Raw genomic sequence first — 21,256 nt, forward strand, 5'->3', positions numbered from 1 at the left:
TTTGTTACTTGGCACTGACTTTCGGCACGCTGTTGAGTTCTCAAGGAGCGGACGCGCTCGAACCCCGGCCTTTCCAGGCCTTCGTTCGAGGCGGTGTTCCCCACTGTAACACCGGCTCCGCAACGGTCCGGCCCCACGGGCCCTCCCGGCGGTTTCCCGGGCCTTCCGGCCCGGTCCGTTCTCGCTCGGTGCAGAGAGAACATTACACGGCCGCTGAGGGGTCGTGCACGGGGGGGTCCCCGTGTCGCTCGCCACGCGGTCGGCAGGCGAGCGGACACGAGGTGCAACAGCGCGCAGCGCGCCCGTCTTCCCGGCCTCGGCCGTGCTGCTGGACGCCCGCGTCAGACCACGCCGGCGGGACGGAACTGCACGCTCACCCGCGGTCCGACCGGCCGAGTCGTCTTCGGGATGCAGTGCTCCCAGGTGCGCTGGCACGAGCCGCCCATGACCACCAGGTCCCCGTGCCCCAGCGGGAAGCGCAGGGTCTCGCCGCCCCCGCCCGCCGGACGGAGCAGCAGCGGCCGCGGCGACCCGAAGGAGACGATCGCGACCATCGTGTCCTGCGTGCGGCTGCGCCCCAGCCGGTCGCCGTGCCAGGCCACGCTGTCCCGGCCGTCCCGGTAGAGGCACATGCCGGCGGTGACGAACGGCTCGCCGAGCTCTGGTGCGTAGTGCGCGTCGAGCGCGGCGCGGGCCTCGGTCAGGAGCGGGTGCGGCAGCGTCTCGCCGCGCCCGTACCAGCGGAGCAGCCGCGGGACGGCGACCTCGCGGTCGTACATCTGCCGCCGGTCGGCCCGCCAGCCGATGTCGCCGAGCAGGACCTCGAGGACCTCGTCGGAGCCCGCGACCCAGCCGGGGAGGTGGTCGACCCACGCCCCGCGGCTGAGCGCGTGCCGCCGCACCCGGCCCCGGAGCGGGGTGAGCGCGGCTTCCTCGGCGACGTCGAACATCGACGGCTGGTGCGCGAGCGTCATGCCGAGCAGGCTAGCGGCGCTCGAACGTGTGTACGAGTCCCTAGGCGGTGAGCGCCAGCGCGAAGGGCAGGACGCGGGAGGCCCCCGCGAGCCGCAGCTCCCGCCCGGCGACGGTCATCGTCCAACGCGAGTCGGCGAGGTCGTCGACGAGCAGCACCGGCACCGGCCCCAGCTCGTCCAGCCGCGACCGCAGCTCCGGCCCGACGACGACCCGCTGCCACACCCCGGCCAGCCGGAAGGCGCTGTTCCCGCCCGGGCCACCGGTCGGGCCGCCGTGCGCGAGCGACAGCTCACCCAGGTACGGCAGCCGCCCCAGCCGGGCCAGGCCCTGCGCCGCCCCGGTCACGAGCCGCGGACGGCGGCGCGAGGGGACGGCGACCACCGCCGCCGGTCGCTCGGCCCAGTCCCAGGCGCCCAGCACGCGGGCGCAGGCGCGCAGCAGGTCCTCGTCCGGCGGGACGTCGGACACCGAGCGCTGCACCGGCACGTCGAAGGCGGCGTCCGGGTCCTCCTCGATGCCGGGCGCCTCGAGGTCGAGGGTCACCGTGCCACCGACGCCGTCGTCACCGAGCAGGGTGCGCAGCCGCTGGCCCCAGCCCAGGTCGGTGAGCCGGGCGACCGCCCGGCCCGGGTCGACCTGCTCGGCCGGCGCGATCTTCCCCTTCACCGCGACGCCGAGCCGGTCGGCGCCGGTGGGCCACTGGGCGCGCGGGGCGAGCTCGACGCCCGGGCGGTCCAGCGCCGCGGAGGCCGCCTCGGCCGCGCCGGCGGGGACGTCGGTCGGGTACCAGGGGCCGGCGCAGACGTCGCAGCGGCCGCAGGGAGCCGCGGTCGGGTCGTCGAGCGCCTCCTGGAGGAACGCCATGCGGCAACGTGCCTCGTCGACGGGCTTCGCGTAGGCGATCATCGCGCGCTGCTCGGCCTCCCGGGTGCGGGCGACGCGGGCGTAGCGGTCGGCGTCGTAGACCCACGGGCGGCCCGTGGACCGCCAGCCGCCCTGCACCCGCTCCACCGCGCCGTCGACGGCGAGCACCTTCAGCAGCAGCTCCAGCCGCGAGCGGCGGACGTCGGCCACGGTCTCCAGCCGGGCCACCGACCACGCCTTCCCGTCGGCCATCGCCGAGAGCACCGCCGCGGCGTGGTCCTCCCGCGGCATGGACGAGGTGGCGAACCACTGCCAGATGGCGAGGTCCTCGGGGCCGGGCAGCAGCAGCACGTCGGCGGAGTCGACGGCGCGGCCGGCGCGGCCCACCTGCTGGTAGTAGCTGACCGGCGACGACGGCGCCCCGAGGTGGACGACGAAGCCCAGGTCGGGCTTGTCGAAGCCCATGCCCAGCGCCGAGGTGGCGACCAGCGCCTTCACCCGGTTCTCCCGCAGCGCCTCCTCGGCCTCCTTGCGGTCGGCGTCGTCGAGGCGGCCGGTGTAGGCGCGCACGTCGTGCCCGGCGTCGCGCAGCAGCCCCGCCGTCTCCTCGGCCGCGGCGACGGTGAGCGTGTAGACGATGCCGCTGCCCGGCAGGTCGCCGAGGTGGGCGGCCAGCCAGGCGAGCCGCGCGCGGTCGGTGGGCAGCCGCAGCACGCCCAGGCGCAGCGAGTCGCGCGCCAGCGGGCCGCGGACCGTCGTCACCCCGGCACCGCCGGCGCCCAGCTGCTCGGCGACGTCGGCGACGACGCGCTCGTTGGCCGTGGCGGTGGTGGCGAGGACGGGCGTGCCGGCGGGCAGGGTGCCGAGCAGGTCGCGGATGCGGCGGTAGTCGGGACGGAAGTCGTGGCCCCAGTCGGAGACGCAGTGCGCCTCGTCGACGACGAGCAGGCCGCAGCGGGCGACCAGGCCGGGCAGCTGCTCCTCGCGGAAGCGCGGGTTGGTCAGCCGCTCCGGGGAGACGAGCAGGACGTCGACGTCGTCGGCGGCCAGGCGCGCGGCGACGTCGTCCCACTCGGTGGCGTTGGCGCTGGAGATCTCCACCGCGCGGATGCCGGCGCGGGCCGCGGCGGCCACCTGGTCGCGCATCAGCGCGAGCAGCGGGCTGACCAGCAGGGTGGGCCCGGCGCCGCGGCGGCGCAGCAGCGCGGTGGACACGAAGTACACCGCCGACTTGCCCCAGCCGGTGCGCTGCACGACCAGCGCCCGCTCCGACCGCTCGACCAGCGCGGCGACGGCGGCGTCCTGCCCCTCGCGGAACACCGCGTCGGGCCGGCCGGTCAGCTCGCGGAGGACGCCGAGGGCCTCGGCGGCCAGATCGGACGGGGGCGCGGCGGTGCTCATGGCCCCCGACAGTAGGTGGGTCCCCCGACAGCGGGACCGTGCGAGCGGGACCGGGGGACGACGGGCAGGATGGGGACGATGCGACCGCCGGACAACCACGTGCACACCGGGTGGTCGTGGGACACCCCGAGCAGCGTGACGATGGCGCGTGCCTGCGAGCAGGCCGTGGCGCAGGGGTTGCCGGCGATCGCCTTCACCGAGCACCTCGACTTCACCGTGTGGGGCCCCGACGACCGGGCCACCACCCTCGGCCTGGTCGACCGGCACGCCTCGCGGCACGAGCCGATCGACACCGAGGGCTACTGGGCCGAGCTGACCGAGGTCCGCGAGCGGTTCCCCGAGCTGCGCATCTGGTCCGGCGTCGAGGCCGGCGAGCCGCACCTGTTCGAGTCCAGCGTCGCCGCCCACCTGTCCGGCGCGCCGGTCGACCGGATCCTGGGGTCACTGCACTCGCTGCACCACGAGGGCCGGCTGTACGGGGTGGGGCAGCTGCTCTACTCCGACGCCGACGGGACGATGCGCCGCTACCTGGCCGAGGTCGTCGACATGGTGGAGAGCAGCGACGTCTTCCAGGTGCTCGCGCACGTGGACTTCCCGCGGCGGTACTGGCCCGGCGGGGCGCACCGGTACGTGGAGAAGGACTACGAGGAGGAGTACCGGGCGGTGTTCCGCGCGCTGGCCGGGACCGGCCGGGCGCTCGAGGTGAACACGAGCAGCCCGCTGGCGTCGGTCGACCAGGTGCGCTGGTTCCGCGAGGAGGGCGGCGAGGCGGTCAGCTTCGGCAGCGACGCCCACCAGCCCGGCGCGGTGGGCCAGCGCTTCGACCTCGCCGTCGACGTCGTCGAGGCCGCCGGGTTCCGGCCCGGGCGGGACCGCTTCGACTTCTGGCGCCGCTGAGGCTCAGCCGGCCGCCCGGTCGAGGGCGGCGCGATAGACCCGGGGGAGCGCGACAGGGGCGATCAGGCCCTGGGCCAGCAGCACCGCCCGCCCGCGCAGCCCGCGGCCGCCGCTGTGGCGCCACGTCACGTCGACGTGGCTGCCGCCGTCGTCCCGCGGGGTGATCCGGACCTCGCCGGTGCCGCGGTCGCAGTGGTCGCTGTCCAGCAGCGTCCAGGTGACCCGGTCCGGGTCCGGCCACTCGTAGCGCAGCAGCACCCAGAACGGGACGCCCGCGCTGCCCTCGCGCAGCACGGCCCAGCCCTCGCCCTGCTCGCGGACCTCGTACCTCGCCGGGTCGAGGGTCTTCGACCACACCTCCAGCCGCCGGTCGCCGACGTCGGTGAACGCCTCGCGGACCTGGGCCGGGGTGGCGCGGGTGTCGAAGCCGAAGTGGACCCGCATCGCCGTCTCCCTCCTGGCGGCCCCCGCTCCTGCCCGGATGGTCCCGCGATCGGGGACCGCGCGAGGGGTAGGAGGTCCCGGCAACTACTTCACCGCTAAGAGAAACGCCGCTAGGGTCGCCGGGGTGACGTCCCGCCGCGTGGTGATCGCCCTCGGGGGCAACGCCATGACCGGTGCCGACGGCTCGGCCACCCCGGAGGCCCAGCGGAACGCGATCCGCGAGGCGGCCGGCCACGTCGCCGAGGTGGTGGCCGCCGGGGTCGAGGTGGTGCTCACCCACGGCAACGGCCCGCAGGTGGGCAACCTGCTGGTCAAGAACGAGCTCGCCGCGCACGTCGTGCCGCCGGTGCCGCTGGACTGGAACGTCGCGCAGACCCAGGCCACCATCGCCTTCACCGTCGCCGACGAGCTGGACGCGGCCCTGGCCGCCCGGGGGCTGCCCCAGCGCACCGCCGGGCTGGTCACACGCACCCTGGTCGACGCGGACGACCCGCACTTCCGCGAGCCGTCGAAGCCGGTCGGCCGCTTCCTCCCGCGCGAGGAGGCCGAGCGGTTCGTCTCCCTCGGCCAGGTCTGGGAGGACCGCGGCCCGCGGGGCTGGCGGCGGGTGGTCGCCTCGCCCGAGCCGCGGTCGGTCGTCGACTCCCCCGCGATCCACGCCCTCGCCGCGGCCGGCTTCGTCGTCGTCTGCGCCGGTGGCGGGGGCATCCCGGTGACGGACGACGGTGGGGACGGCGCCGCCCTGCGGGGCGTCGAGGCCGTCATCGACAAGGACCTCACCGCCGCCGTCCTGGCGCGCGACCTGGAGGCCGACACCCTGGTGATCGCCACCGATGTCGCGAACGTGATGGTCGACTTCGGGACGCCGTCCCAGCGCCCGCTCGGCCGGGTCACGGTGGCCGAGCTCCGCGCGCACGCCGGGGAGGGCCAGTTCGCCCGGGGCTCCATGGGCCCCAAGGTCGAGGCCGTCCTGCGCTTCGTGGAGGGCGGCGGCCAGCGCGCCGTCGTCACCTCGCTCGAGAACATCGCCGACGCCGTCACCGGGGACGCCGTCGGCACCGTGGTCACCGCTGCATAGAGACCGCTGCACAGAGAACGTGCTCACCGCCGCACAGAGAAGCAGAAGGACCCTCCTGCCCCCGCCGCTCGCACGCTCGCGGCGGGACCCTGCAGGAGGGCCGAACCCCGACAACGAAGGAGTAGTGGTCCCGTGCCCGCACCGATCGAGGTCCGCAAGGTCCCGCTGCACAACGTGAGCGACGCCAGCGAGCTGGCCAAGCTCATCGACGACGGCGTCATGGAGGCCGACCGGGTCGTCGCCGTCATCGGCAAGACCGAGGGCAACGGCGGCGTCAACGACTACACCCGGATCATCGCCGACCGCGCCTTCCGCGAGGTGCTGCTGGAGAAGGGCAGCCGGTCGAAGGAGGAGGTCGCCGAGATCCCGATCGTGTGGTCCGGCGGCACCGACGGCGTGATCAGCCCGCACGCGACGATCTTCGCGACGCTGCCCGAGGACGCCGTCGAGAAGACCGACGAGCCGCGGCTGACCGTGGGCTACGCGATGAGCGACGTCATCCTCCCCGAGGACATCGGCCGCATCGCGATGGTGGAGAAGGTCGCCGAGGGCGTGCGCCGCGCGATGGAGGCCGCCGGGATCACCGACCCGGCCGACGTCCACTACGTGCAGACCAAGACGCCGCTGCTCACCATCGAGACCATCCGCGACGCGAAGAACCGCGGCAAGGACACCTACTACGACGAGCCGCACGGCTCGATGGACCTGTCCAACGGCACGACGGCGCTGGGCATCGCGGTGGCGCTCGGCGAGATCGAGATGCCCGAGCAGGAGCAGGTCATGCGCGACCTGTCCCTGTACAGCGCCGTCGCCTCGTGCTCGTCGGGCGTGGAGCTCGACCGGGCGCAGATCGTCGTCGTCGGCAACGCGCGCGGGCACGGCGGGAACTACCGCATCGGCCACTCGGTGATGAAGGACGCCCTGGACCAGGACGGCATCTGGGACGCCATCCGCCAGGCCGGCCTCGACCTGCCCGAGCGCCCGCACGTCAGCGACCTCGGCGACCGGCTGGTCAACGTCTTCCTCAAGTGCGAGGCCGACCCGACCGGCTACGTCCGCGGCCGGCGCAACGCGATGCTCGACGACTCCGACGTCTTCTGGCACCGGCAGATCAAGGCGACCGTCGGGGGCGTCGCGGCGTCGGTGACCGGCGACCCGGCGGTGTTCGTGTCCGTGGCAGCGGTGCACCAGGGCCCGTCGGGCGGCGGCCCGGTCGCGGCGATCGTCAGGGCCTGAGGCCGGCGCGGGACCCGCGGGGCGCTCCCCCGCGGGTCCCGCTCACGGCAGGATCGCGTCGACGCAGCCGCCGTCGACGCGCAGCGCGCCGCCCGTGGTGGCCGAGGCCGGCGGCGAGGTGTGAACCGCCCCTGCGCCTCCTTCCAGGGCAGGTCGCGGCCGACCGGCGACGATGCCCCGGGACGAGCCGGTGACGACCGCGGTGCGGCCGGAGAGGTCGATGCGCACGGGACTCCTCGGATCTCGGCGTCGGCCCACTCGCCGGGGGACGGCTCCCCGACGACGACGTCGCGGATCACCGCCCGTCCTCGGCCGCACCGGCCCCGGCGGCGGTCCGGGGACGGCAGCCGGGGTCATCCGTCGAGGACGGCCAGGAAGGCCGGCGGGACGGCGTCGACCAGCCACACGCCGTTGGCCGACCGGGTGAACACCGCCCCGGTGGCGGCCAGCCCCGCCGCGTCGACGCGGAGGACGGCGGCGCGGCCCCGGCGCTCCCCGACCGTCCGGGCGGTCGCCTCGTCGGGGCTCAGGTGCACCGCGTGCCGGCGGCCCGGCCGCAGCCCCTCGGTGAGGATCGACGGCAGGTGGCGCACCGGGGTGCCGTGGAACAGCACGGCCGGCGGCGACTCGGCCGCGTACCCGAGCGCGACCGGCACGCTGTGCCCCTGGCTGGCGCGGATGCGGGTGCCGCCCGGGTCGTAGGCGAAGCGCCGCTTGTCGTTCCCGGCGACGACGCGGTCGAGGTCCCCGCGGGTCAGCGGCGTGCCGTGCGCGGCGAGAGCGGCCAGCAGCACGTCGACGTCGACCCAGCCGGCCTCGTCGAGGGCGATGCCGACGCTGTCGGGCCGGTGCCGCAGGACGTAGGACAACCGCTTGCTCACCCCGACGACGTCCACGGGTCAGCGGTGCCCCGGGACCGGCCCCGGTGCACCGTGACCGGTCCGTGATCTACCCGTTTCCCCTGGAAGGGGGCAGGGTAGAGGCGCATCCTGATCATTCGACGAGTGAAGTGGGCCTTCCATGGACACGGATCATCGCGAGGGTCACGGGGGACTCGTGGGCGCCGTCCGGGGCGCGTTGGAGCAGTTCATGGCTCTGACGGGCCTCGAACCCGTCGCCACCACCGGCGTGCGCCGGGACGGCGACGGGTGGTCCGTGCTGGTCGACGTCGTCGAGCTCGAGCGCATCCCCACCACGACGAGCGTCATGGCGACCTACCGGGTCGACATGGACGGCTCCGGCACGCTGACCGGGTTCGAGCGGCTGCGCCGCTTCAGCCGGGGCCAGGTGGACCAGGCATGAGCGGCCCCGTCGCCCGCCGGCAGGTCGGCGTCGGCAGCGGAGCGCTCGGCCGGCAGCCCGACTCGCTGGCCGACGTGCTCGAGCGGGTGCTCGACAAGGGCATCGTCATCGCCGGCGACATCGTCGTGAACATCCTCGACATCGAGCTGCTGACCCTGAAGCTGCGCCTGTTCGTGTCCTCCGCGGAGACCGCCCGCGAGATGGGCCTGGACTGGTGGAGCCACGACCCGTTCTTCTCCGGCCGGCCCGCGCCGGCCGTCGAGAGCGGCGAGCGCGACGACGGCGAGCGCGACGACGGCGAGCGCGACGACGGCGAGGTCGCCGCGCTGCGGGCGCGCGTCGCCGAGCTGGAGGACCTGGTCCGCCGGCAGGGCCTCGAGGCCGGCCCGGCGGCCTCGGACGAGGCGACGGACGGGGCGCCGGAGCGGCGGGGAGCCGAGCAGCCGTGACCGGCCCCGACGTCCCCGACCGCCTCACCCGGGTGGCCCGCGAGCTGGGCCCCGACGTGCTGGCGGACGCGGTCGTCCGGGGCCGTGAACTGGCGGTCGAGCGGCTGGCCGGCCTGGTCGCCGACGCCCTGGTGGCGGAGGTCCTCGCCGGCCGGGCCGCGGGTGCGGCCCCCGCGCCGGCCGCCGCCGCACGCCCGGAGCCCGCCGCGCCGCCCGAGCCGGCCCCGCCTCCCGTGCCCCCGCCCCGGACCGACGCGGCCCCGCTGCCGGGCGAGGTGCTGTACGCCTTCGCGCTGGCCCCCGCCGACCTCCCGGTGCCCGCGGACCCGCCCGGCGCCCCCCACGGCGGGCGCCCCCTCGAACTGGTCACCGACGGCGACCTCGGCCTGCTCGTGCGCCGCGTGCCGCGGGCCGACCTGGAGGTCGACCCCGACGACCTGTCCGAGGGCGGGCGGCTGGCGCTGCTGGCCCGCGGCCACGACGCCGTCGTCCGGGCCGCCGTCGCCGCCGGTCCGGTGCTGCCGCTGCGGCTGGGCACCGCCGTCCCCGACGAGACGGCCGCCCGCCGCCTCCTGGCCGAGCACGCCGCCGTGGCCCGCGAGCAGCTGACCCGCATCGGCGACGCCCGCGAGTGGGGCGTCCGGCTGGTCCGCCCGGCCGGCGGCGAGGAGACCGCCGACGGCGGGTCCCGGCCCGACCGGGAGGAGCTGACCGGCACCGCGTACCTGGCCCGGCGCCGGCAGGCGCTGCGCGAGCGGGAGGAGGCCGCCCGCGACGCCGCCCGGGCGGCCGACCGGCTCGAGCAGGCGCTGGACCCGCACGTCCGGGAGTGCCTGCACCGCGGCGCCGCGCCGGCATCCGGGCTGCTGCTCGACCTCGCCTGCCTGGTGGTGCCGGACGCGGAGGAGGCGTTCCTCGCCGCGGTCGGGGACCTCCGGACCGAGCTCGAGGACGACGGACTCGCGCTGGAGGTCAGTGGCCCCTGGCCGCCGTACTCCTTCGCCGCGCTGACCGCGGAGGGCCACGGTGGCTGAGCGGACCGGCATCCTCGGCGGGGACACCCGGGGCACGAGCCTGGTCGAGCTGCTCGACCGGGTGCTGCAGCGCGGCGCCTACGTCGGCGGGGACGTCGTCATCACCCTGGCCGGCATCGACCTGGTCCGGCTGGACCTGCGCCTGCTGCTCACCGCCGTCCAGCCCCGGGAGCCGCAGCCGGCCGGCACGGAGGCCCTCCGGTGACCGGCCCCGACCTCCCGCCACCGCGGCGGAGGGGACCGTCCGGCGCCGCCCGCCGCCTCGAGGGCAGCGGCGAGGAGGTCGGCCGCTCGCTGGGGCGGCTGGTCGTGTCCCTGCTGGAGGTCGTCCGCCAGGTCGTCGAGCGCCAGGCGCTGCGGCGGGTGGACGCCGGCGACCTCACCGACGCCCAGGTCGAGCAGCTCGGCCGGGCGCTGATCGACCTGGAGGCCACCTTCGACGAGCTGATCGACGCGTTCGGCGTCGTCCCCGAGGACCTGTACCTGCCCCTCGACCTCACCGCGCTGGCGCGCGGTGGCACCACGGGCACCCGAGCACGGCCCCCTGACCCCGACCCGAGCAGGAGACAGCCATGACCATGTCCACGTCCTCCGTCAACCGCGCCCCCCGGCCCAGCGGCCTCGCGGACGTCCTCGACGTCGTCCTCGACAAGGGCATCGTCATCGACGCGTACGTGCGCGTGGCGCTGGTGGGCATCGAGTTGCTCACCATCGACGCGCGGATCGTCATCGCCAGCGTCGACACCTACCTGCGCTTCGCCGAGGCGGTCAACCGGCTGGACCTGCAGCCGCAGGACCAGGTCGCGGGCCTGCCCGGCCTCATCCGCGAGGTGACACAGGGTGGGCCGAAGTCGGCGACGAAAGGAGCCCTGAGCGGCGCCCGGGAGACCGCGCAGGACGTCATCGGCTCCCTCACCGGCCGCGACCGGAACCGCGAGGAGGAGGGCGACGGCGGCTCGCGCGGCGGCGGCGAGCGCGGTGCCCCGGCGTCGCGGCGGCCGCAGAACCGGAGCTGACGGTGCTGCTCGTCCACGGCGTCGTCCGTGAGTCCGACGCCCCCGCCGTCGGCCGGGTGCCGCCCGGCCGGCTGCAGCAGCCGCGCGCCGTCGTCGCCGGTCCGCTGGCGGCGGTGGTGTCCGACGCGCCGGACGGCGACCTGGTGGGCGACGACGCCGTCGCGCACCTCGACCTGCTGGTGGCCCTGGTCGTGACCGTCCCGGTGCTGCCGCTGCCGTTCGGGACCGTCGCGCCCGACGAGGACGCCGTCCGGGCCGAGGTGCTCGAGCCGTCGGCGGACGAGCTGGCCCAGCGCCTGGCCGCCGTGGCCGACCTGGTCGAGCTGCGGCTGGACCTCGACTTCGACACCGACGCCTCGGTCGCCGCGGTGAGCCGCGACGACCCGGACATCGCGCGGCTCGCCGCGCGCGCCCGGGTGCCGGGGGCCTCGCTGGCCGACCGGATGGCGGTGGGCGAGGCCGTGGCCGCGCGCGTCGCCGACCTGCAGGCCGAGCTCGCCGCCACCTGGACGCAGGAGCTGTCCGGGGTGGCCGAGCAGTCGCGCGAGCTGCACGTCGACGACCAGGTGTCGCGGACGGCGTACCTGGTCCGGCGCGACCGGCTGGACGACGCCGACGCCACGGTCGCCCGGCTGCGGGAGGCCGCCGCCGGCAGCGCGAGCGTCGAGTACGTGGGCCCGATGCCCGTCTACAGCTTCCTGGACGACGTGGTCGTGGGTTCGCAGCCCGCACCCCGTTCGCGATGGGGGTGGTGAGGGAAAGCAGCACACCGTCGGTACGGGGGCCGGCGGCAGTCGATCGACCAGGTGCACCGGGGACCGGGTCCCTGGTGGGAGAAGAGGACCACTGTGACCGAGAGTCCCACCCCGTCCGTGCTCAAGCTGGGGGCCGCCACGCTCGGTGGCTACCTGCTGGGCCGCATGAAGAAGGGCCGGGCCGCACTCAGTTTCGCCATGTGGGTCGCCGGCTCGCAGTCCGCCCTGGACCCCAAGCGCCTCCTGCGTGAGGCCCTCCTGTCCGTCGCCAGCAGCAACGAGGCCAAGGAGCTGCTGACCCAGCTGCGCGGTCCCCTGCTCCAGGCCGGCAGGAGCGCGGCGACGGCCACCTTCGACACCCAGCTCGCGGCGCTGACCAAGGCGCTGGAGCAGCGCACGGCCGCCCTGAACGAGAAGGCCGGGAAGGCCGCCGACACCGTGGGCGAGGCGGCGCTCAAGGCCACCGACACCGCCGGCGAGGCCGCTTCCACGGCCACCGACACCGCCGGCAAGGCGGCCGGCGCCGCGGGCGGCGCCGCGGGCGGCGCGGCCGAGTCGGGCACCGGCGTGCTGCGCCGTGGCCTCCGGGCGATCACCGGCAAGGGCAAGGGCCAGGAGGAGGACACCGCCGAGGACTCCGGCAAGGCCGGTGACGAGGACACCGCCGGGTCCGCGGACCAGGACACCGCGGACCAGGACACCGAGGACCAGGACACCGAGGACCAGGACACCGAGGACCAGGACACCGCTGAGGACCAGGACACCGAGGCGGACGAGTCCGAGGACGCCGGGGTCGCGGAGGACACCGGCGAGTCCGAGACCGCGTCCGACGAGGACCAGGCGGAGTCCGACGAGGACGAGGCGGAGGACGAGGCGGAGGACGAGGCGGAGGACGAGGCGGAGGACGAGGCGGACGAGGACCTCACCGCCGAGGACGACACGGCCGACGAGGACGCCGAGTCCGACGAGGACGACTACGAGGACGACGAGGACGCCTACGACGACGAGGAGGGCGACGAGGACGAGGCGGAGGACGAGGCGGAGGACGAGGGGGACGAGGACCTCACCGCCGAGGACGACACCTCCGACGAGGACGAGGAGTCCGACGAGGACGAGGGGGACGCCGAGGACGAGGCCGAGGGCGACCTCACCGCCGAGGACGACACCTCCGACGAGGACGAGGAGTCCGACGAGGACGAGGAGTCCGACGAGGACGAGGCCGAGGGCGACACCGGCCTCACCGCGGAGGGCGACAGCTCCGACGAGGACGAGGAGTCCGACGAGGCCACGGCCGAGGACGCCACGTCCACGGAGGACGAGGGCGAGGACGAGGGCGAGGACGAGGGCGACAGCGAGGACCGCACCCCCGACCCCGGCCACGCCGACGTCGACGTCGACCCGGGCCAGGCCGGTGGCTCGCCGGGTGATGACACCGCCGAGTCGGACAGCGCCGAGTCGGACAGCGCCGAGTCGGACGACGCCGGCACCGGCGAGGACGAGACCCCGCAGGAGACCCCGCTGCCGCCGCGCCGTGGGGCCCGGCGTCCGCAGAGCCGCCAGGAGGGTGGCCGGGCCCGCGGGGCCAAGGGCGACCGGGGGCAGCAGCCCGCCGATGCCCCCCGCCGACGGTCCCGGCAGACCGGCGAGGCCGCGTCCGGCGGCGGCCAGGAGGCCGCCGGCCGTGACGAGGGCCGCCAGAACGAGGCCGAGCCGGCACGCCGCGCCCGGCCGCAGGGCCGCTCACCCCGTCGTCCGCGCACGGAAGGAACCCGGGCATGACCAGCACGGAGAACCAGGAGAACCAGGACACCGGCGGCGGCGGTGGCGGAGGTGGCGGGGGCCTGCTCGGCGGGCTCGCCAGCAACCCCGTGATCGGCCGCCTCGGTGACGCGGCGAAGGACTACGCCAAGGCCCGCGCCACCGACGCGGTGAAGTCGCTCGGCAGCAAGGTCGGCGGCGTCACCGACAACCTCAAGGAGAAGGCCGAGGGCGGCGGCTTCGTCGCCCCCGCCGCCACCGGGGCCATCTCCCGGCTGGCCGAGGGCGACAGCCCGGTCAAGGCGGTGCTCGGCGGCGTGGGCTCCGGCATCAAGGAGAAGATCAAGGGCGTCTTCCGCAAGGGCGGCGGGGCCGGCGGCAACAAGAAGTTCGTCAACATCGTCGAGGACGTCTACGTCGGCGTCCCGGTGAACGTCGCCTACGACCAGTGGACGCAGTACCAGGAGTTCGCCAGCTTCATGAAGGGCGTCGACTCGGTCGACCAGGCCGACGAGGTGTCCAGCAACTGGCGGGTGAAGGTGTTCAAGTCCCGGCGGAACTGGAAGGCCACCGTCACCGAGCAGATCCCGGACCGGCGGATCGTCTGGACCACCGAGGGCGCCAAGGGCACGACCAAGGGCGTCATCACGTTCCACCCGCTCGCCGACGACCTCACGCAGGTCCTGCTGGTCATGGAGTACTACCCGCAGGGCCTGTTCGAGAAGACCGGCAACATCTGGCGGGCCCAGGGTCGCCGCGCCCGGCTGGACCTCAAGCACTTCCGGCGCTTCATCATGATGCGCGGCGAGGCCACCGGCAGCTGGCGTGGGGAGATCCGGGACGGCGAGGTGGTCCGCGGACCCGACGAGCCGGAGCCGGACGAGACCGGTGCCGAGTCCCCGGAAGAGGCCGAGGACCAGGACGAGACCGGCTACGACGAGGAAGCCGGGAACGACGAGGAGGAAGCCGGCGAGGAGGAAGCCGGCGAGGAGGAGGCCGGCGAGGAGGGCGCTGAGGAGGAGCCCGAGGAGGAGGAGGCTCCCGAGGAGGCCCCGGAGGAGGCTCCCGAGGAGGAGCCGGTCCCCGCGGGGGCATCCTCCGGCGACGGATCCGGGGGCGGCGCGCCCCCGCGGCGACGGGCGCGGCGGGCAGCACCCGCCGGGACCCGCTGAGAGGAGGCGACGGTGTCGCAGACCGAGAACGGCGAGGTCCCCGCGTCCCTGCGTGAGGCGGCGATCTCGCTCAGCGTCCGGGAGGAGGTCCTCGACGTCCTCCTGGAGAAGATCGAGACCGACCACTACCCGTCGGCGACGATGATGGACGACGTCGAGGCGCTCCTCACGCCGTGGCGCAAGCAGGAGTACGCGGAGATCCTGCTGGACAAGATCCGCCAGGACCGGTTCCCCAGCCGGTCGCTGATCCAGCGGCTGGTCCGCCTGTCCAGCTGAACCGACCGTCACCGGCCGGCGTCGGGGCCCTCACGGCACCCGGCGCCGGCCGGTGGCGTCTCCGCGCTCAGGAGGGTCCGCGGAACCACGACCCCGGCGGGTGGAGCCGGGCGCGCGCCGGCCGGTTAGCGTCGGGGCACGCCGACGGACCGGAGAGGTGCGGATGATCGACAAGCGGGTCGGGTCACTGGCCGACGCCGTCGCGGGCATCGAGGACGGCGCGACCGTGCTCATCGGCGGGTTCGGCGCCTCCGGCGTCCCGGTGGAGCTGGTGCACGCGCTGCTCGACCAGGGGACCACCGACCTCACCGTCGTCACCAACAACGCCGGCTCCGGCGAGACCGACGTCGCGGCGCTGCTGCGCGAGCGGCGGGTGCGCAAGATCGTCTGCTCCTACCCGCGCTCGGCCGGCTCGGTCTGGTTCGAGGAGCGCTGGCGCGCCGGCGAGGTGGAGCTCGAGCTGGTCCCGCAGGGCACGCTCAGCGAGCGGATGCGCGCGGCGGCCGCGGGCCTCGGCGGGTTCTTCACCCCGACCGGTGCCGACACCCGCCTCGCCGAGGGCAAGGAGGTGCGGGTGATCGACGGCCGCCGGCACGTCTTCGAGGAGCCCCTGCCCGGCGACGTCGCCCTGGTCCGGGCCGCGCGCGCCGACCGCTGGGGCAACCTCGTCTACCGCACCGCCGCGCGGAACTTCGGCCCGACGATGGCCGCGGCGGCCGCGCTGACCGTCGTCCAGGTGGACGAGTTCGTGGAGCTGGGTGCGCTGGACCCGGAGGTGATCGTGACGCCGGGGATCTTCGTGGACCGCGTCGTGGAGGTGGGCGAGGCGTGAGGCTGGACACGCGGGACGTCGCACGGCGGATCGCCCGGGACATCCCCGACGGCGCCTACGTGAACCTCGGCATCGGCCTGCCCACGCTGGTCGCCGACTGCGTCGGGGACGACCGGGAGGTCGTCTACCACTCGGAGAACGGGATCCTCGGCATGGGTCCCGCCCCGGCACCGGGCGAGGAGGACCCCGAGCTGATCAACGCCGGCAAGCAGCCGGTGACCCTCCTGCCCGGCGGGGCGTTCTTCCACCACACCGACGCGTTCCTCATGATGCGCGGCGGCCACGTCGACCTGACCGTGCTCGGCGCCTTCCAGGTCTCCGAGCACGGCGACCTCGCCAACTGGGCCACCGACGACGCCTCGCACCCGCCGGCGGTCGGCGGCGCGATGGACCTCGCCGTCGGCGCGAAGCGGGTGCTGGTGATGACGACGCACACGACGAAGGCCGGCGAGCCCAAGCTCGTGCCGCGCTGCACCTACCCGCTCACCGCCGCCGGCGTGGTCGACCGCGTCTACACCGACCTCGCCGTCCTCGACGTCACCGCCGAGGGGTTCCTCGTGCGCGAGATGGTGGCCGGGCTCGGCCGCGACGACCTGCAGGGCGCCACGGCCGCCCGGCTGTCCTTCGCCGACGACGTCGGGGTGCTGGTGCCGGGTCAGCGGGAGTAGTACTCCACGACCAGCTGCTCCTCGCAGACCACCGGGACCTCCTCGCGGGCGGGCACGCGCTCCACCCGGGCGGTGAGGTCGGCCAGCCGCACCTCGAGGTAGGCCGGGGCGGTGGCGTGCGCGCCGGACGCGGCGACCTGGAACGGCTCCCGGGTCCGCGACCCCTCGGCGATCGAGATCCAGTCGCCCGGGCGCAGCCGGTAGGACGGGCGGTCCACCCGGCGGCCGTTGACCAGCACGTGCCGGTGGGTGACGAACTGGCGGGCCTGGTAGATGGTCCGCGCGAACCCGGCCCGCAGCACCGTGGCGTCCAGCCGCGACTCGAGGTCCTGGATCAGCGCCTCGCCGGTCTTGCCGCCGGTGCGCCGGGCCCGGTCGAACGCCCGGCGCAGCTGGGTCTCGCTGACGTCGTACTGCGCCCGCAGCCGCTGCTTCTCCAGCAGCCGGGTCGAGTAGTCGCTCTGCTGCTTGCGCTTGCGGCCGTGCTCGCCCGGCGGGTACGGGCGGCGCTCGAAGTAGCTCACGGCCTTCGGGGTGAGCGGCAGGCCGAGCCGGCGGCTGAGCCGGACCTTGGGGCGCGGGGTGTTCAACGGGACCTCCGTCGTCGAGTTAGGTTAGGTTCACCTTACCCCCATCCCGACACCCGAGGTGATCGATGACCGCCGGCCCCTCCTCCCGCGCCGGTTCGGGCACCACCGGCATCCCGCAGCCCTCCCCCGCCGAGCGCGCCCGCACGGTGGCCGCCCGGGCCTCGGCGGCGCTGCACGCGGTCGGCGTCGGCGCGGTCGAGGTCACGGTCACCGGGACGACGGCGTCCGGGCAGGTGCTCGTCGTCGTCCCCGCGGACGGGCGCCTGGCGACGGCGCTGCGGACCTCGCCCCTGGGCGACCTGCCGGCGCGGCTGACCGTCACCGACCGCACGCCCTTCCCGGTGCAGCACCCGGTGCGCGGGCAGGTGGAGCTGTCCGGCTGGCTGACCCCGGTGCACCCGGCCGGCGTGCAGGCGGCCCTGCTCGACCTCGCCGACGTCCGCCCCTCGGACGCGCTGCTCGACGTCGGCCTGGGCGCGGTGCTGCTGCGCCTGGACCTCGCCGAGGTGCTGCTCACCGACGCCGGGACGTCGTCGGAGGTCGAGCCCGAGGAGTTCGCGGACGCGCGGCCTGACCCGGTGAGCGCCGACGAGTCCGGCCTCGCCACCGTGCACGCCGGTGCGCTGGACACCCTGCGCGGCCGGGTGCGGGCCTGGGCCGGCCCGCGCGACGACGTCCGCCTGCTCGGGCTGGACCGGCACGGGGTGCGGTTCCGCGTCGAGGCGCGGCACTCCTGCCACGACCTGCGCGTGCCGTTCCGGGCCCCGCTGACCGGCGGGGAGGGCCTGGCCGCCGCGCTGGACACCCTGCTCGCCTGCGGCCCGGCCTAGCGGTCCCGCGGGATCTCCGGTCAGCGGCGGGCGAACCAGCTGTCCTCCGGGATCTCCGGTGGGGAGGGCGGCAGGTCGGGGCCGCGCCGTCGAGGGGGCTCCCAGGGCCACAGCGTGACCGCCCGGTCGGCGGCCTCGCGGATCGCCGTCCCGTCGAGCACCGTGCTGGTCTCCGGGACACCGAGCTCCGGGCACCGCACGACCACCGTCAGCGGCCCGGCCGGCGGCAGCGGGGACAACCACCAGGAGTGGTCGACGGAGTTCTCACTGCCCGAGCCGCTCCCCTGGGTGAGGACGACGTCCCCGCCCTGCCCGGGCTCGCCGACGTTGTCCACCCGCGTGCCGTCGGCCAGCTCGAGCCCCAGGAGCAGCGGTGGCACGCCGGGCCGCCAGAGCACCTCGTGGAGCTCGGCCCCGGACAGGCTCCCCGGCCGGATCCGGACGCCGAGGTCGAACGCCAGGCCCGTCGAGTAGACCTGCATCCCCAACAGGGCCACCACGGCGTCGTCGGTGCGGGCGAGCAGCACGTTCTGCGGCAGGGCCACCGGCATCTCGTTCTGCGGCGCACCCGTCCGTCGCAGGGCGTCGTCCGGTCCGTCGTCCGGCCGGGCGCTGGTCCCCATGCGCCGCAGCCTGGCCGGTCCCCGCCGGGCCCGGCAAGCGGGACCCGGGTCAGGCCGCGGTCGCCGCGCGGGCCTCCTCGGCGAGGGCGGCCAGCGCCTGCTCGAAGCACTCCCGCGGCGGCTGCACGAGGCCCGCGCCCACCTGACCCGTGCCGGCCACCCGCCCGGCCATGCCGGTGTTGATCTGCGGCAGCCAGCCGGTGCGGGCCACGGCGAGGACGTCGATGCCGGTCGGGGCGCCGCGGAAGCCGAGGATGGGGATGGCCATCGCCGGGTTCTCGGCCAGGGTGAGCTGGTACATCCGCTCGGTCGTGGCCAGCGCGTCGGGCACGGTGCCCCCGACGAACCGCACGATCGCCGGCGCGGCGGCCATCGAGAACCCGCCGACGCCGTAGGTCTCCATGATTGCGGAGTCGCCGATGTCGGGGTTGGCGTCCTCGGGGCCGTAGTCGCCGAGGAACAGGCCGACCGGCGTCTGCGCGGGGCCGGTGAACCAGCGGTCGCCGGTGCCGGCGGTCTGCACGCCGAACTCGGTGCCGTTGCGCGCCATGACGGTGACCAGCGTCGAGCCCGGGACGTCGCGGGCGGCGTCCATCGCCAGCTTCGCCGCCGGCATGCCGAGGTTGAGGAAGAAGTGCTCGTTGCCGCCGATGAAGCGCAGCGCCGCCGCGACGTCGTCCGACGGTGCGTCGAGGGCGACCAGCGCCGGGGACAGCTCGCGCAGGGTCATCAGCGATCCGGCGCGGTTGCGGTTGTGCCCCTCGTCGCCCATCTGCAGCATCTGCGCGAGCACGGCCTTGACGTCCAGCGGCTCGGCCATCGAGCGCACCGCGCGGGCCAGCAGCGGGCCGAGGACGTCGCGCATCCAGGCCAGCCGGGTGAGCACCTCCTCGCCGAAGGCGCCCATCCGCAGCACCTTGCCCAGGCCCTCGTTGAGGTTGCAGTAGGCCCGGCCGCCGCCCACCGGGTCCTCCAGGCACCACGCCCACATCGACGGCGAGGTCACCCCGGCCATCGGGCCGACGGCGGAGCGGTGGTGGCACGGCTCGAGCTCCACGCCGCCGGACGCGAGCAGCGCCTCGGCGTCGGCCACCGTGGACGCCCAGCCCTCGAACAGGCAGGCGCCGATCAGCGCCCCGCGCATCGGCCCCGACGCCGCCTCCCAGGTCAGCGGCGGGCCGGAGTGGAGCAGCGTGCGCCCCTCGAGGCCGAGCACCTCCCGGGCCGGGCGGACGTCGACCAGCACCGACCCGGCGGCGAGCACCCGCTCGACCGCCGTCCGGTTGGCCGCCGCCCGTCGCGGGTCCAGCGCCAGCGCGGCGAGGTCGCCGGCGTCGCCGAAGCCGGGTGGCCGCCAGTCGACGTCGGCCACCGACGCCCCCTGGGCGCGCAGCGCGCCGGAGAAGACGTCGACACCCGCGGCCACCACCGCCGGCGGGCCGTCCAGCAGACCACCCAGGCTCATCGCTGCGCTCCCAGCAGGTCGAGGGCGTACCGCGTGGCCGCGGCGTTGGAGGCGAAGACCGCGGCACCGGCCGCGGCGAGGGCGTCGGCCTGCCGGCTCCAGCCCTGGGGGTCGGCCTCGGTGCCGACCAGCGCGACCACCACCGGCAGGTGCGCGCGCTCGCGCGCGGCGGCCAGCGCCGGGGCGAGGGCCGCCGCCGGGTCGGCGTCGGCGCCGTGGCCGAGGACGACGTCGAGCAGCAGCACGGCGGGCTCGCCCGAGGCGGCCAGCCGCTCGATCGCCTCCAGCCGCAGCGTCGGGTCGATCATCGGGTGGGCGCGGCCGACGGTGAGGGCGTCGTCGCCGAAGTCGACGACGACGTGGCCGCGGGCGGACAGGTCCGTCCCGAGGTCCAGCTCGGGCCGCAGCGGGGTGTTGGACCGGACGTCGCCGAGCACGGGGGCGGCGAGGAGCATCGCCTCGTCGGCCAACGTGCCGCCGGAGTAGAGGCCCTTGAGCACCGCCCCGGGCAGCGCGGCCTCCGCCGGGCCGGGCCGCGAGGGCCAGACGGGGACGTCGAGGCCCATGTCGGTCAGCAGCGCCTCGACGGCGGCGGTGAGGTCCGGCGTCTCCGGCGACAGGGCGGCCGACCGGACCGGCGTGGACAGCCCCGCGGCGGCCCGCTCCACGGCCTCGGCCACCGACCGCGCCGGCGGCTTGGAGACCACGAGCACCCGCTCGGTGGCCGGGTCGGCGTCCAGCGCCGCCAGCGCGTCGAGGGTGGCCAGGCCGCCGACGGCCTCGGACAGGTCGCGCCCGCCGACGCCGATCACGTGCGAGACGCCGACGCCGGCCGCGTCGAGCAGGCAGGACACCTGCTGCGCGCCGGTCCCCGACGCCGCGACGACGCCGACCGGCCCGGGGCGCACCACGTTGGCGAAGCCGAGCGCGACGCCGGACACGATCGCGGTGCCGCAGTCGGGGCCCATGACCAGGACGCCGGCGGCGTGCGCGGCGCGCTTGAGCGCGACCTCCTGCTCGACCGGGACGCCGTCGGAGAAGACCAGCACGCTGCGGCCGGCGGCGATCGCGTCGGCGGCCTCGAGCGCGGCGTACTGCCCGGGGACGCTCACGATCGCCAGTGCCGGGGTCCCCGGCTCGAGGTCGTCGAGGCCGGCGCCGATCGTGCGGGCCGGCTGGGCGTCGGCGGTGGCGCGGGAGCGCTCGCGCTCGGCCAGGGCGGCGTCGACGGCGGCCACCGCGGCGGCCAGCGCGTCGTCGTCCACGGCCCGGACGGCGATGAGCAGCTGGTCGGGCGCGGGGGTCTCCGCGGGCGCCAGCCCCATGCCCGCGGCGAGCTCGACGTTGAGCGGCGTGGCCATGGCGACGAGGACGGCGGTCACCCCCTCCCGGGCGCCGACGTCGCGGCTGACCTGCATCAACCGCACCGAGTCGGCGTAGACGCCGCTGCGCAGGGAGACGTGCCGGACGCCCTCTCCGGGGCCTGGATCGCTCACCCCGCCGACCGTACCGGGAGATCCCTCAGCGGTGAGATATCGGCGGCGCAACGATCTTGTTTCCGGTCGAACATTTAGCGCTGAGGCACTTTCGC

25 protein-coding genes are annotated in these 21,256 nt (G+C 75.7%); 16 read left to right on the plus strand and 9 right to left on the minus strand.

The window, feature by feature from the left end; all coding sequences use genetic code 11:
- Positions 1–341: 341 nt before the first annotated feature.
- Both ACFO3M_RS16450 and ACFO3M_RS16455 read right to left on the minus strand, forming a co-directional pair.
- Entirely contained in the window at positions 342–974 is a 633-nt protein-coding gene (locus ACFO3M_RS16450; RefSeq protein ID WP_387991041.1) for an alpha-ketoglutarate-dependent dioxygenase AlkB, read from the minus strand.
- Between the two features lie 40 nt (positions 975–1,014).
- Complete coding sequence (locus tag ACFO3M_RS16455) at positions 1,015–3,240, minus strand: RecQ family ATP-dependent DNA helicase (protein ID WP_387991044.1); 2,226 nt, start codon at positions 3,238–3,240, stop codon at positions 1,015–1,017.
- 78 nt (positions 3,241–3,318) lie between these two features.
- Between ACFO3M_RS16455 and ACFO3M_RS16460 the strand changes: the two genes are divergently transcribed.
- Entirely contained in the window at positions 3,319–4,137 is an 819-nt protein-coding gene (locus ACFO3M_RS16460; protein ID WP_387991047.1) for a PHP domain-containing protein, read from the plus strand.
- Between the two features lie 3 nt (positions 4,138–4,140).
- On the opposite strand, the gene ACFO3M_RS16465 is transcribed toward ACFO3M_RS16460, so the two are convergent.
- Positions 4,141–4,581: an SRPBCC family protein gene (locus ACFO3M_RS16465; RefSeq protein WP_387991050.1), complete on the minus strand. Its 441-nt coding sequence runs from the start codon at positions 4,579–4,581 to the stop codon at positions 4,141–4,143.
- A gap of 124 nt (positions 4,582–4,705) precedes the next feature.
- On the opposite strand from ACFO3M_RS16465, the gene ACFO3M_RS16470 reads away from it, so the two are divergent.
- Both ACFO3M_RS16470 and bar read left to right on the plus strand, forming a co-directional pair.
- A complete protein-coding gene (locus tag ACFO3M_RS16470; protein WP_387991053.1) occupies positions 4,706–5,659 on the plus strand; it encodes a carbamate kinase in 954 nt (317 codons plus the stop codon).
- 132 nt (positions 5,660–5,791) lie between these two features.
- Positions 5,792–6,895: a barbiturase gene (gene bar / locus ACFO3M_RS16475; RefSeq protein ID WP_387991056.1), complete on the plus strand. Its 1,104-nt coding sequence runs from the start codon at positions 5,792–5,794 to the stop codon at positions 6,893–6,895.
- A 42-nt stretch (positions 6,896–6,937) separates the two neighbouring features.
- Here bar and ACFO3M_RS16480 read toward each other — a convergent pair whose 3' ends face one another.
- On the minus strand, positions 6,938–7,123 hold the full coding sequence (locus ACFO3M_RS16480; protein WP_387991059.1) for a hypothetical protein: 186 nt from the start codon (positions 7,121–7,123) through the stop codon (positions 6,938–6,940).
- A gap of 125 nt (positions 7,124–7,248) precedes the next feature.
- Positions 7,249–7,791, minus strand: a complete 543-nt coding sequence (locus ACFO3M_RS16485) for an RNA 2'-phosphotransferase (RefSeq protein WP_387991062.1) — start codon at positions 7,789–7,791, stop codon at positions 7,249–7,251.
- Between the two features lie 124 nt (positions 7,792–7,915).
- Here ACFO3M_RS16485 and ACFO3M_RS16490 point away from each other — a divergent pair, with 124 nt between their 5' ends.
- From ACFO3M_RS16490 to ACFO3M_RS16545, 12 genes are all read left to right on the plus strand, one after another.
- Positions 7,916–8,197, plus strand: coding sequence for a gas vesicle protein GvpO (locus ACFO3M_RS16490; RefSeq protein WP_387991065.1), 282 nt, complete (start codon positions 7,916–7,918; stop codon positions 8,195–8,197).
- A complete protein-coding gene (locus tag ACFO3M_RS16495) occupies positions 8,194–8,646 on the plus strand; it encodes a gas vesicle protein (protein ID WP_387991068.1) in 453 nt (150 codons plus the stop codon). Before ACFO3M_RS16490 ends, ACFO3M_RS16495 begins: the two co-directional genes overlap by 4 nt.
- Positions 8,643–9,680 carry a GvpL/GvpF family gas vesicle protein gene (locus tag ACFO3M_RS16500; RefSeq protein ID WP_387991071.1) on the plus strand — a complete coding sequence of 346 codons (1,038 nt, stop codon included), beginning with the start codon at positions 8,643–8,645 and terminating at the stop codon, positions 9,678–9,680. The genes ACFO3M_RS16495 and ACFO3M_RS16500 overlap by 4 nt, the downstream gene beginning before the upstream one ends.
- The gene (gvpJ, locus tag ACFO3M_RS16505; protein WP_387991074.1) at positions 9,673–9,885 is read left to right on the plus strand and encodes a gas vesicle protein GvpJ; all 213 of its coding nucleotides are present in this window, start codon (positions 9,673–9,675) and stop codon (positions 9,883–9,885) included. Before ACFO3M_RS16500 ends, gvpJ begins: the two co-directional genes overlap by 8 nt.
- On the plus strand, positions 9,882–10,256 hold the full coding sequence (locus tag ACFO3M_RS16510; RefSeq protein WP_387991077.1) for a gas vesicle protein K: 375 nt from the start codon (positions 9,882–9,884) through the stop codon (positions 10,254–10,256). The genes gvpJ and ACFO3M_RS16510 overlap by 4 nt, the downstream gene beginning before the upstream one ends.
- Positions 10,253–10,696: a gas vesicle structural protein GvpA gene (locus ACFO3M_RS16515; RefSeq protein ID WP_456929695.1), complete on the plus strand. Its 444-nt coding sequence runs from the start codon at positions 10,253–10,255 to the stop codon at positions 10,694–10,696. Before ACFO3M_RS16510 ends, ACFO3M_RS16515 begins: the two co-directional genes overlap by 4 nt.
- A gap of 2 nt (positions 10,697–10,698) precedes the next feature.
- Positions 10,699–11,451 (plus strand): GvpL/GvpF family gas vesicle protein, encoded by a 753-nt coding sequence (locus ACFO3M_RS16520; protein ID WP_387991080.1) that lies wholly within the window; start codon positions 10,699–10,701, stop codon positions 11,449–11,451.
- A gap of 93 nt (positions 11,452–11,544) precedes the next feature.
- Positions 11,545–13,230 (plus strand): hypothetical protein, encoded by a 1,686-nt coding sequence (locus tag ACFO3M_RS16525; RefSeq protein WP_387991083.1) that lies wholly within the window; start codon positions 11,545–11,547, stop codon positions 13,228–13,230.
- Positions 13,227–14,381 carry an SRPBCC family protein gene (locus ACFO3M_RS16530; protein WP_387991086.1) on the plus strand — a complete coding sequence of 385 codons (1,155 nt, stop codon included), beginning with the start codon at positions 13,227–13,229 and terminating at the stop codon, positions 14,379–14,381. Before ACFO3M_RS16525 ends, ACFO3M_RS16530 begins: the two co-directional genes overlap by 4 nt.
- A gap of 12 nt (positions 14,382–14,393) precedes the next feature.
- The gene (locus ACFO3M_RS16535; protein WP_387991089.1) at positions 14,394–14,657 is read left to right on the plus strand and encodes a hypothetical protein; all 264 of its coding nucleotides are present in this window, start codon (positions 14,394–14,396) and stop codon (positions 14,655–14,657) included.
- Between the two features lie 163 nt (positions 14,658–14,820).
- Positions 14,821–15,489: a 3-oxoacid CoA-transferase subunit A gene (locus tag ACFO3M_RS16540; protein ID WP_387991092.1), complete on the plus strand. Its 669-nt coding sequence runs from the start codon at positions 14,821–14,823 to the stop codon at positions 15,487–15,489.
- The gene (locus ACFO3M_RS16545) at positions 15,486–16,157 is read left to right on the plus strand and encodes a 3-oxoacid CoA-transferase subunit B (RefSeq protein WP_387991095.1); all 672 of its coding nucleotides are present in this window, start codon (positions 15,486–15,488) and stop codon (positions 16,155–16,157) included. The genes ACFO3M_RS16540 and ACFO3M_RS16545 overlap by 4 nt, the downstream gene beginning before the upstream one ends.
- On the opposite strand, the gene rpsD is transcribed toward ACFO3M_RS16545, so the two are convergent.
- Entirely contained in the window at positions 16,145–16,747 is a 603-nt protein-coding gene (gene rpsD, locus ACFO3M_RS16550; protein WP_387991098.1) for a 30S ribosomal protein S4, read from the minus strand. The two genes, ACFO3M_RS16545 and rpsD, sit on opposite strands and share 13 nt — an antisense overlap.
- A 65-nt stretch (positions 16,748–16,812) precedes the next feature.
- On the opposite strand from rpsD, the gene ACFO3M_RS16555 reads away from it, so the two are divergent.
- Positions 16,813–17,577: a DUF2470 domain-containing protein gene (locus ACFO3M_RS16555; RefSeq protein ID WP_387991101.1), complete on the plus strand. Its 765-nt coding sequence runs from the start codon at positions 16,813–16,815 to the stop codon at positions 17,575–17,577.
- Positions 17,578–17,597: 20 nt separating this feature from the next.
- Here ACFO3M_RS16555 and ACFO3M_RS16560 read toward each other — a convergent pair whose 3' ends face one another.
- The 3 genes from ACFO3M_RS16560 to ACFO3M_RS16570 are packed head-to-tail and all read right to left on the minus strand — an operon-like array spanning position 17,598 to position 21,161.
- Entirely contained in the window at positions 17,598–18,200 is a 603-nt protein-coding gene (locus ACFO3M_RS16560; protein WP_387991104.1) for a hypothetical protein, read from the minus strand.
- Between the two features lie 49 nt (positions 18,201–18,249).
- Entirely contained in the window at positions 18,250–19,665 is a 1,416-nt protein-coding gene (locus tag ACFO3M_RS16565; RefSeq protein WP_387991107.1) for a YlbE family protein, read from the minus strand.
- Positions 19,662–21,161: an FdrA family protein gene (locus tag ACFO3M_RS16570; RefSeq protein WP_387991110.1), complete on the minus strand. Its 1,500-nt coding sequence runs from the start codon at positions 21,159–21,161 to the stop codon at positions 19,662–19,664. Before ACFO3M_RS16570 ends, ACFO3M_RS16565 begins: the two co-directional genes overlap by 4 nt.
- Between the last annotated feature and the right edge of the window lie 95 nt (positions 21,162–21,256).

This window comes from Geodermatophilus arenarius, from assembly GCF_042654585.1.
GTDB classification, from domain to species: Bacteria; Actinomycetota; Actinomycetes; order Mycobacteriales; family Geodermatophilaceae; genus Geodermatophilus; species Geodermatophilus arenarius.

Excerpts from the sequence above, each read along its gene's own strand:
- ACFO3M_RS16450 (WP_387991041.1), bottom strand. The coding sequence starts at position 974 with ATGACGCTCGCGCACCAGCCGTCGATGTTCGACGTCGCCGAGGAAGCC.
- ACFO3M_RS16455 (WP_387991044.1), bottom strand. The coding sequence starts at position 3,240 with ATGAGCACCGCCGCGCCCCCGTCCGATCTGGCCGCCGAGGCCCTCGGC.
- ACFO3M_RS16460 (WP_387991047.1), top strand. The coding sequence starts at position 3,319 with ATGCGACCGCCGGACAACCACGTGCACACCGGGTGGTCGTGGGACACC.
- ACFO3M_RS16465 (WP_387991050.1), bottom strand. The coding sequence starts at position 4,581 with ATGCGGGTCCACTTCGGCTTCGACACCCGCGCCACCCCGGCCCAGGTC.
- ACFO3M_RS16490 (WP_387991065.1), top strand. The coding sequence starts at position 7,916 with ATGGACACGGATCATCGCGAGGGTCACGGGGGACTCGTGGGCGCCGTC.
- ACFO3M_RS16495 (WP_387991068.1), top strand. The coding sequence starts at position 8,194 with ATGAGCGGCCCCGTCGCCCGCCGGCAGGTCGGCGTCGGCAGCGGAGCG.
- ACFO3M_RS16515 (WP_456929695.1), top strand. The coding sequence starts at position 10,253 with ATGACCATGTCCACGTCCTCCGTCAACCGCGCCCCCCGGCCCAGCGGC.
- ACFO3M_RS16530 (WP_387991086.1), top strand. The coding sequence starts at position 13,227 with ATGACCAGCACGGAGAACCAGGAGAACCAGGACACCGGCGGCGGCGGT.
- ACFO3M_RS16540 (WP_387991092.1), top strand. The coding sequence starts at position 14,821 with ATGATCGACAAGCGGGTCGGGTCACTGGCCGACGCCGTCGCGGGCATC.
- ACFO3M_RS16555 (WP_387991101.1), top strand. The coding sequence starts at position 16,813 with ATGACCGCCGGCCCCTCCTCCCGCGCCGGTTCGGGCACCACCGGCATC.
- ACFO3M_RS16560 (WP_387991104.1), bottom strand. The coding sequence starts at position 18,200 with ATGGGGACCAGCGCCCGGCCGGACGACGGACCGGACGACGCCCTGCGA.
- ACFO3M_RS16565 (WP_387991107.1), bottom strand. The coding sequence starts at position 19,665 with ATGAGCCTGGGTGGTCTGCTGGACGGCCCGCCGGCGGTGGTGGCCGCG.